This is a genomic window from Amycolatopsis sp. NPDC039088, from assembly GCF_055598845.1.
Genome location: NZ_JBVKAE010000040.1, coordinates 80665 through 82277, shown reverse-complemented (window position 1 = coordinate 82277; position 1613 = coordinate 80665). Strand labels below are relative to the sequence as shown.

Here is a 1613-nt window from a genome sequence, read left to right as displayed (position 1 = left end):
AAGCTCACCAAAAGAGCCCGCCACACTCAGACGCGACACAACGCCGCCCCACAGCTCACGCTGCGCCGAAGCCCGCTCCTAACTTAACGGCATTGGGGTCGAGATAAGCAGGCGGGGTGAATTCGGGGAGTCCGTCTTGGGCGATGGCGACTTTCCATTCGCTGTGGTGGATCAGCCGGTGATGCCGGGTGCACAGGAGCACGAGATTGTCGATCTTTGTTTCGCCGTGGTGTCGCCAGAAGACGATGTGGTGTGCGGTGCAGCGGGGTACCGGCATGTCGCAGCCTGGGAAGGCGCAGCCGCCGTCGCGGATGGTCAACGCGTACTTCTGGGCTAGTGACACTGTCCGTTTGGATCGGCCGATGTCCAGCGGTTCGCCCGCGGTCCCGAGAACACCGGGCCGGACACGAGCATCACAGGCCAGGATCCGCGCGTCGGTGGCGCTGATCGGCCCGACCAGATCCAGATGTGCCTCACCGATGTCCCGCATCAGATCCTCGTAGGACATGGTCACGAGGATGTGCGTCGCCTCCCCGGCCTGGCCGGGAAGATTGCGACTGGTGGTCTTCAACCGCACATAGTCGGTGAAGGCGTCGCCGTAGCGTTCGTCCTGGGTGCGGGAGTCCCGGACCCCGTCGATGGCCTTGTGCGGTTTCGCCATCGGGTCGAGGTCGGACTTCAACCGCGCATACGTTTCGAGATCGAGGGTGGCTTTGAGCCCGAGCGTGCCGTCGCGGTGTTTGACGAACCGCAGCTCCGGCCGCGTGTCTTTCGGGTCCTCGTTGCGGGGCTCTTTCCCGTCGGGATCCAGCTTGTCCAAGAGCCTCCGCCCGGCTCGGGCGATCTGCCGAGGCCCCGCCCGGCGAGCCAGGTCGACCAAGATCTTCTCTCCGCCCCGCACCTCTTGTTCCGGAACGGTGGACGGGATGCGGGCGAGAGTGCGGATGATCGCGTCGATCTGCGCACCACCGATCGTGCCCTCCGCCGCAGCCTCGGCCGTTAACGGCGCCAACGGCGGCTCGGGATCTCCGCCGATAGACGGCCCGGGATGCAGAGCCAGGACCCGGTCGGCACGGATACTGGCTTCCTTGTCCGTCACCTGAAAGTCCTCGAAAATCAACGCCGCCAACGTCGAATGACCGGAACACCCACGCACACCCCGGTTATTGATTTCCGCCAGAATCGCGTACTGCTCCGCATCCAATCGACACTTCAGAAATTCGATTTCCTGCTTCCGGGCATGCAGCGTCGCAGTATCGGCACGCCACCACTCGGAGCACACCGCCTGAGGACTGTTTTCGCTGGCCACGACCTCAACGATACCGAAGATCGAACACATGTGCTAGCCCGATTTGCGTAGCGGACACGCCTGGCTCGTTTCACCCGATAGGGAACAGCAGACCGCCAAACAACTGCGCAGAGCAACAAACTTACGAGACGCATAGCGCGCGTAGGCGCCTTCGCTGCGAAGCCTTCCATTGGGCGCCCTAAGAGAGTCGTGGGGGGGGGGGGGGGGGGGGAGAAACACCACCCCCCCCCCCCCCCCCCCCCCCCCCTTCCCCCCCCCCCCCCCCTCCCCCCCCCCCCCCCCCCCCCCCCCCCCCCCCCCCCCT

1 protein-coding gene is annotated in these 1613 nt (G+C 65.3%); it reads right to left on the bottom strand.

The annotated features are described in order from the left end of the window. Nucleotides 1–55: 55 nt before the first annotated feature. Nucleotides 56–1309, bottom strand: coding sequence for an HNH endonuclease signature motif containing protein (locus ACZ7KI_RS36300; protein WP_470277536.1), 1254 nt, complete (start codon nucleotides 1307–1309; stop codon nucleotides 56–58). Between the last annotated feature and the right edge of the window lie 304 nt (nucleotides 1310–1613).